The organism is Paracoccus sp. NIOT.M2S5SZ12 (genome assembly GCF_057748165.1).
This window is the reverse complement of record NZ_JBYLFR010000040.1, coordinates 1-6895: the sequence shown is the minus strand read 5'-3', so window position 1 is coordinate 6895 and position 6895 is coordinate 1. Positions and strand designations below refer to the sequence as shown.

Here is a 6895-nt window from a genome sequence, read left to right as displayed (position 1 = left end):
CGGGCGGGCTTGGGCTTGCTCATGCTGCCCATCTAACCGCATGGATTCACCAAGTGAATCCTTCACGGGGAGAGTTCTGCAACAACGCCATCATGCAGCAGCCGTGGTAGCTACGCGCGACAGAGCCGATACTGATCTGTATTGGTTCTGCAGTCAGGAGCAAAAGGCTGCAGATGACCACGATTCCCACGCTTACCACTCCTCGCCTAACCGTCCGGCCGCAAGACCATGGTTCTGGCCCGCGAAGGTGTCAGCCGCAGCTGGGCGACCAAAGCGGATCAGCGCTCGCCCAGATACACGACCCGGATCAGCGAGCTGCCTGTCGTTCGCGTCTAGGCCAGATCGGTCTGCGCAAAGTCTCCCCCCTTGTACAGCAGCGGCGCGTGATACGCCTTGGCGCAGGCATAGGACAGCGCATCGCCCATGTTCAGCTGCGCCGGATGGCCCACGACCTTGCCATAGACCGCCAGCGCGGATGCCGCCTCGCGCCCCATGCCCGAGGTGATATGCGTCTCGCTGGCCTCCAGCGCCTCCAGCAGTTCGGCCACCAGCCCTGCCGCCCGCTCGAAATCATCGGCTGTCGCAGGGCCCTTGCCCCGCGCCTGGACGCGGGCCCGGACCAGGGCCAGCGTGCTTTCCAGCCGCGTGATCGGGGAGAAGCGCAGCTTGCCCCGCGCGGCCTCCATCGCCTTCAGCAGGCCCGGCCCCTCGGGTTCGCGCAACAGGACGGCGACGACGGCGCTGGCATCCAGAAACATCAGACCTCGCCCCACAGATCGTCTATGAATGCCTTGTCGTCGCCTGCCGGGCGAAAGCCGTCCGCCGCCGCCCGGTCCTGGATCTTCGCCACCCGCACCGCCAGGCTTTCCTCGGCCGCCAGCGCCTCGATCTGCGCGGACAGCGCGCGGCGCACGGCCTCGCTCTTGTTCGTCAGCCCGGTCATGGCGCAGTATCGGGCCACCAGCTGGTCGATCTCGTCGCCCTTGATCAGCATCGCCATACGTCTATCCTTGTGTGGTGTTAGTGGGTATACTATTATAGATATATTGGCCGGGCAAGATTTGAGAAGCCCCGCAGGGCCGCGGCTTTGCTGCGCAACCCTGCAACAGGTCCGGATTTGGAACTTTCTCATTCACGGCAAGGAGTTCGAAATGTGCGTCTACTGCGACATGGACAGTGACCTTGGGTTCTGCACCCGCTGCCACCAGCAGGTGCCCAAGAGCAATGGCACCCCGCAGCCCGGAACCTTGGCCTGGATATGCGGTCTGCTGATGATCTTATCCGTCATCGGCCTGATCATCGGAGTCGTCGACTGGTGGAACAGTTTGACCTGAAATGGCCGATGGACAGGCCAATAGACGCGCTGATGCCCGCCGAAAGATCGCCATCTGGCGCTACGACTACAACACCGTCAGGCCGCACTCCTCACTCGGCAACCTGACGCCTCTCGAAGCGCGCCGGACGCTTGCGCTAACCGAGGGTTCCGCGCCCGGCGAGCTTGCCCTGAAACCACCCGCCGACTACCAATCTCAAACCGGCAGACTCTCGTTATGATCGACGGACCATCGGGGGGCAGGTCAGCCGCTTTGCAGCCGAGCGCTCAGGTCTCGGTGCCGCCGATTTGTTGCCGCGGCCGGATATGCCCGGCCACGGCATGAAGATGTCAGTTGTCCGGAACCTCGACCCCACGTTCCTGCAGCCAGGCCCGCATCGCGTCGATCTCTTGCTGCTGCTCGGCAATGATGTGCCGGGCGAGTTGCATGTTCTCGGGATCGGAACCAGCAGCAAGCTGAATACGCGCCATATCGATCGCGCCTTGGTGATGAGGGATCATCCCGAGCACGAAGGCGATGTCCGGATCACTGTGGCCTAGTCCCGCCATCATCTCGTCGTGCATGCCCATCATCGACATGGCGTAGGCGTCAGAGAACGAGGCCGAACCAAGATCTGCGGGTACAGCGTTTTCAGGTAGTTGGACACCATCGCGGAGTGTCTCCAAAGCCTGGGGCCCATGCGGATGTTCAAGTGAGTAGGAATGGGTAGCCATGCTGGCCCCGTCGACCTGCATCTCAGCCATCGTCAGCGTCTCAGTTCCGTAGAAGACAGCGTGCAAACCCCAGTAAGCCGTGATGAAGATCACGAGCGCGGAGGCCAACCCGACCGGTACGCCGATAAGTGACCGCCGGATCCAGGACCAGAAGTGCAGCTCGCGTGTATGATCAACAGCGATAACGACGATGATAGCCATAATCAGGGCATGGCCGATGAGGTCGATCCGGCCAAAGGGATAGACTGCCGAGTTAAAGATCACGAAGAGCGCGATTGCCGAAAGGCGGCGAACAAGAGGTGTGGCCAGGAGACCCAGCCCCATCGTAAACTCGGCAACGCCTGCCATGGGAATGAAGACGTCGCGCGGAAGGCCGAAGGTCAGGAAGGGCTTTTCCAGCACGAGCGGGTGGAACCACTCAGGATAGGCGAACTTCTCGAGGCTGGACCACATCAGCGCAATGGCGACACCCCAACGGAGCACTTCGAAACGATGCTTCCGCCAGTCTGGACGATCCGAGGCTTCGAGAACCAGATAGGCGGCCACGGCTACGCCCAAGGCTAAGTAATCGAGCAGGTGGAAAGGATCGTAGTCGCGCAACGCGAGCACCCAAAGGAAGATGATCCCTGCAGCCGAGAAGGGCATTGTGCGGCGCGAGACGATGCCGGCGGCAATCAGGAGCTGTACCCACGACACCCACTCCGCCGGCGTCTTGAGATCCGGCGTCAGGTAGACGCCACCGACCGAGAAGATCGCCACGAAGAAGCCGGCGATCATGATCCGGACGAAGTCGTCCAGCCGGAACCAGAGCGGGTTGGTGATCCGGTCCATTGCGGACAAGGTGCGTTCACCCGCCGTGCTGCGTTCGACGAGCCGTGTGGCGACAAAAAAGAGAAGCACGAGCGCAATGCCGGACCAGAACCACGGATCGGTGAGGGTGCGCGTGATCGGTGCCGGTGCAGCATCAACGATGTAAGGGGCGAACCACTTCACATGCGCCGTCGCCGCTGCGGGGGTGAGGATCCCGACAAGCCCAGCCAACCATGCAAGGCCGGTTCTGCGGGTGGAAAGGTCAGACATCGGTAGATCCTATTTCTTCTTGTGAACGTTGAACGGCGGGCATCCGCGTTCCAGTTTGAGCGGCGCGGGCGATGCCGCCGTGTCATCGACCGCGACCCAGGCACCGTGAATGGCAATCGTCATCGCGTCATCCTCAGTTCGGTTTCTGGTGCCGATGCGGGTTCTCTTGCCTCCATCCGCAGGCGCGTTGTCGTCAGCACCTGGCCGTCACCGGCGCAGGTCAACCTCACACGCCACTGAGACGATTGGAACGTCAGGCGAAGCTTGCCTTCGTCCTGACCACTGCCTCGCTCCACTCCGGTCCTGATCTTCCCGGACTTCATCAGGGCCTGAAAACCAACGACATCCAGCTCCAGCAACGGAGCGATATCGGCCGCATCGACGATGGGCTGCCCGTTTTGAAACTCTACCTTGCTTTTCATGGTGCAACCCTCCAATCCCTGTTCTCCCTTACGCCGCCAGCTGTTCGTCGGCCGGACCGAAGAACTCGAAATGGATGCGGTCGGCGGGAATGCCGGCGTCGCGCAGCCCGGCGACGAAGTGGCGCAGGAACGGGCGCGGGCCGCACAGGTAGATGTCTGCCTCGGCCAGCGGGGTGTTGGCCTGCAGCCAGTCGATGGTGATCAGGCCGCGATTGGCGCCGTCATCGGTCCCGCCCTCGTAGAACGTCTCGACCAGGACGTTGCCGTGCCGTGCCGCGGCGTCGTGGACCTGGGCCTCCAGGGCATGGTGGGCCGGGCTGTTCGTGCCGTGCACATAGAAGACTGGCACGTCGCGGTGCCGGTCGGCCATGACCTCCAGCATGCTGATGATGGGAGTCTGGCCGACGCCGCCCGACAAAAGGACCAGCGGCCGCTCTGGCGCGTCGGGCAGGTGGAAGTCGCCAGCCGGGGGCGTGGCCTCGATCACGGCACCGACGTCGACATGGTCGTGGAGGAAGCCCGAAGCCTCTCCGTCAGGCTCTCTCTTGACGGTGATCCGGTAGAACCCCGCATCCGGCGCGCTGGAGATGGAGTAGTTGCGCTTGACGCCAGGCAGACCCGCCAGGTCGAAGCGCAGGGTCAGATACTGCCCGGGGCGGTGCGGGATGACTGCGCCCCCATCCTCAGGCCGCAGAATGAACGAGACGATGCCGGCCGCCTCAACCCGTTTTTCCGCAACGCGGAAGCGCCGCCAGTCGGTCCAGCCGCCGGGCTGCGCCTCGATCTCTGCCCGGATGGCGGCCTCGCGCTCGATCAGCAGGTCGGCCAGGAACCAGTAGGCCTCGCCCCAGGCCTGGAGGATCTCCTCGGTCGCGGCATCGCCCAGGACCTCCTCGATCGCGCCCAGAAGGGCCTCGCCCACGAAGGGATAATGCTCGGGCAGGATGGCATAGCCGATGTGCTTCTGCGCGATCCGTTCCACCGCCGCGCCAAGAACCGACAGGTTCTCGATGTTCTGCGCATAGGCCAGCACCGCATGTGCCAGCGCCAGGCGTTGCGTCCCCTTCTTCTGGTTCGCCTGGTTGAACAGTGCCGCGATGTGCTCGTTCCGGAACAGGCGGCGATACATCGTCTCGGTGATCACCGGGCCGTGCTGCTCCAGCGCGGGCACCGTGGCCTTCACGACGGCGATGGTCTGCTGCGACAGGGGACGTGGCATGAGTCTCTCCTAAACATGCATCAGTAATGCATCTATAACCTCCTATACATGCGTTGGGAATACCTCTATTGTAAAAAGATGAAGTTGACCCGCTACACCGACTATGCGCTTCGCGCGCTGATCTATCTTGCCGCCAATGACGGCGGGCTGACGTCGATCCGGCAGATCGCCGATGCGCATGGGATTTCCCAGAACCACCTGATGAAGATCGTCCAGGACCTGGGGAACGCCGGCTTCATCAAGACGGTCAGGGGCCGCCATGGCGGGCTGCGGCTGGCCCGGCCGGCGGCAGAGATCACCATCGGCCAGGTTGTCCGGCATACCGAGGACGACGGCGCCATGGTCGACTGCAGCACCTGCCGCATCGCCGAAGGATGTGGCTTGCCGGCCGTCTTCGCCGAAGCCAGGGAAGCCTTCGTGACGGTCCTCGACAGGTGCCGCCTGTCAGACGTGGCGCGCACGCCGGACGCCTTCCGGCACCTCTTCGCGGTCTGAAGACCCGACCAAGGCCGCAACAATCAGCCGCAGGTCTTTCAACTGCCTCCCGTTTAGGCTTATTGGTCGATTTTCATGCAGCCAAAGACCCGGAGGTTCCGGCTTTGCTTCACGACCTGAGACATGCGCTGCGGTCCTTCGGCCCGTCCATCGCATCCGCGCCTCTGGCCGAGGCCTTGCGCGCGGGTGTGGGCGCGCTGGCGGGCCTTGCCATTGCCGGCCTCTTCGCCCTGTCGCCCGCGGTCGATGCGCAGCTGGGGCTGTACCTGATCGCCCCTTTCGGCGCGAGTTCGGTTCTGCTGTTTGCCGTGCCGAACAGCCCGCTTGCGCAGCCTTGGGCGGCGGTGGTGGGCAACACGGTCGCCGCGCTGATCGGTGTTGCCGCATGTCTTCTGGTGGCCGACCCGGCACTTCGGATCGCCGTTGCGGTCGGGGCCGCGATTACCGCCACGATCCTCTGTCGTGCGCTTCATCCCCCGGCAGGCGCCGTCGCGATGACCGCGGCCATGAGCCCCGAGGCCATCGCCGACCTGGGGTTCCGCTTTGCTGTGACGCCGGTGGCCGCGGGAACGCTGCTGCTGGTGGCACTTGCGGCACTTTATGCGCGCCTGACCGGCCGCCACTATCCCATGCGGCAGCATGACGAGCCGAACATCAACCGGACGGCGGACCCGTCGCCCAGCACGAGGATCGGCCTGTCGGAAGCGCAGCTGGTCGATCTTCTGGAACGCTATCGCCAGAACTTCAATCTCGGGGCCGAGGACCTGGCGCGACTGGTGGGCGCGGCCGAGCTGCAGGCAGCGGCACAGCGCACCGGACCCGTCACCGCCGAAAGCATCATGTCGCGCGACCTGGTGACGGTCGGCCCCGATTCTCTCGCCGAGGAGGTTGCGGCGCTGTTCCGACGGCACCGCTTCACCTCGATCCCGGTTGTCGAGGAGGGGCGCTATCTTGGCGTCATCTACCAGATCCACCTGATCGGCTCGGATGCCGACGCGCTGGCGGACAGGTTGATGCAGGCGGATGTCCCCCACGCCTCTCCCTCGACGCCGCTCGGCGCGCTGCTGCCCCTGATGTCGGATGGCGCGGTCGATGCCGTTCCCATCCTCGAAGGCAACCGGATCATCGGCATCGTGACCCGCACTGACCTGATCAGCGCACTCGCGCGGCACAGCATTTCGACCAATGATCGGGCAACCGGAATGGTAGCCTGAGGCCGGGCCAGATCTCATTCCTGCGCAGGACACAAATCGCGCGGCCTCGGCAAGCCAAATCTGCTGAGCAGCCGGTGATATCACCAGGTGTCCGCGCTTCAAAAGGATTGAAGGCACATGCAGGGTGACCAGCCTAGCGAAAGATCGAAGCGATTTCTTCTTCACTCAGCAGCTTCCACTGACCGGGAGCCATGTCATCAGGTAATTACAGACGGCCAATCCGTTCACGGCGCAGTTCCTCGACGTGGTTTCCGGCAGCGGCGAACATACGGCGGACCTGATGGTACCTGCCTTCGGTGACAATAAGCAGGGCTTCGGTTGGCGTTGTTGCAGAACTCTCCCCGTGAAGGATTCACTTGGTGAATCCATGCGGTTAGATGGGCAGCATGAGCAAGCCCAAGCCCGCCCGCTACCGCAC

At 63.6% G+C, this 6895-nt stretch carries 9 protein-coding genes and 1 pseudogene; 5 read left to right on the top strand and 5 right to left on the bottom strand.

Going from position 1 to position 6895, the window contains the following annotated elements; translation table 11 throughout:
- The first annotated feature begins 228 nt into the window (after positions 1-228).
- Positions 229-336, top strand: a complete 108-nt coding sequence (locus AC2SGK_RS17875; protein WP_488324751.1) for a DUF4113 domain-containing protein — start codon at positions 229-231, stop codon at positions 334-336.
- On the opposite strand, the gene AC2SGK_RS17870 is transcribed toward AC2SGK_RS17875, so the two are convergent.
- Together AC2SGK_RS17870 and AC2SGK_RS17865 are read right to left on the bottom strand one after the other, a co-directional pair.
- Entirely contained in the window at positions 333-758 is a 426-nt protein-coding gene (locus AC2SGK_RS17870) for a type II toxin-antitoxin system VapC family toxin (RefSeq protein ID WP_119885847.1), read from the bottom strand. The two genes, AC2SGK_RS17875 and AC2SGK_RS17870, sit on opposite strands and share 4 nt — an antisense overlap.
- Complete coding sequence (locus AC2SGK_RS17865; RefSeq protein ID WP_488324750.1) at positions 758-1000, bottom strand: type II toxin-antitoxin system VapB family antitoxin; 243 nt, start codon at positions 998-1000, stop codon at positions 758-760. The genes AC2SGK_RS17870 and AC2SGK_RS17865 overlap by 1 nt, the downstream gene beginning before the upstream one ends.
- Before the next feature lie 169 nt (positions 1001-1169).
- Between AC2SGK_RS17865 and AC2SGK_RS17860 the strand changes: the two genes are divergently transcribed.
- Together AC2SGK_RS17860 and AC2SGK_RS17855 are read left to right on the top strand one after the other, a co-directional pair.
- Positions 1170-1334 (top strand): hypothetical protein, encoded by a 165-nt coding sequence (locus AC2SGK_RS17860; RefSeq protein WP_488324749.1) that lies wholly within the window; start codon positions 1170-1172, stop codon positions 1332-1334.
- Between the two features lie 31 nt (positions 1335-1365).
- A pseudogene (locus tag AC2SGK_RS17855) lies at positions 1366-1554 on the top strand (integrase core domain-containing protein); the annotation flags it as partial.
- A gap of 109 nt (positions 1555-1663) precedes the next feature.
- Here AC2SGK_RS17855 and copM read toward each other — a convergent pair.
- The 3 genes from copM to hmpA form a co-directional block, all read right to left on the bottom strand.
- Positions 1664-3127: a CopM family metallochaperone gene (gene copM / locus AC2SGK_RS17850; RefSeq protein ID WP_488324748.1), complete on the bottom strand. Its 1464-nt coding sequence runs from the start codon at positions 3125-3127 to the stop codon at positions 1664-1666.
- Positions 3128-3246: 119 nt separating this feature from the next.
- Positions 3247-3549, bottom strand: coding sequence for a DUF6522 family protein (locus tag AC2SGK_RS17845; RefSeq protein ID WP_072298559.1), 303 nt, complete (start codon positions 3547-3549; stop codon positions 3247-3249).
- A 28-nt stretch (positions 3550-3577) separates the two neighbouring features.
- A complete protein-coding gene (gene hmpA / locus AC2SGK_RS17840) occupies positions 3578-4768 on the bottom strand; it encodes an NO-inducible flavohemoprotein (RefSeq protein ID WP_072298558.1) in 1191 nt (396 codons plus the stop codon).
- Between the two features lie 78 nt (positions 4769-4846).
- On the opposite strand from hmpA, the gene AC2SGK_RS17835 reads away from it, so the two are divergent.
- Positions 4847-5263 carry an RrF2 family transcriptional regulator gene (locus AC2SGK_RS17835; protein WP_072298557.1) on the top strand — a complete coding sequence of 139 codons (417 nt, stop codon included), beginning with the start codon at positions 4847-4849 and terminating at the stop codon, positions 5261-5263.
- Between the two features lie 116 nt (positions 5264-5379).
- Positions 5380-6477: an HPP family protein gene (locus AC2SGK_RS17830; protein ID WP_072298583.1), complete on the top strand. Its 1098-nt coding sequence runs from the start codon at positions 5380-5382 to the stop codon at positions 6475-6477.
- Positions 6478-6895: the final 418 nt, after the last annotated feature.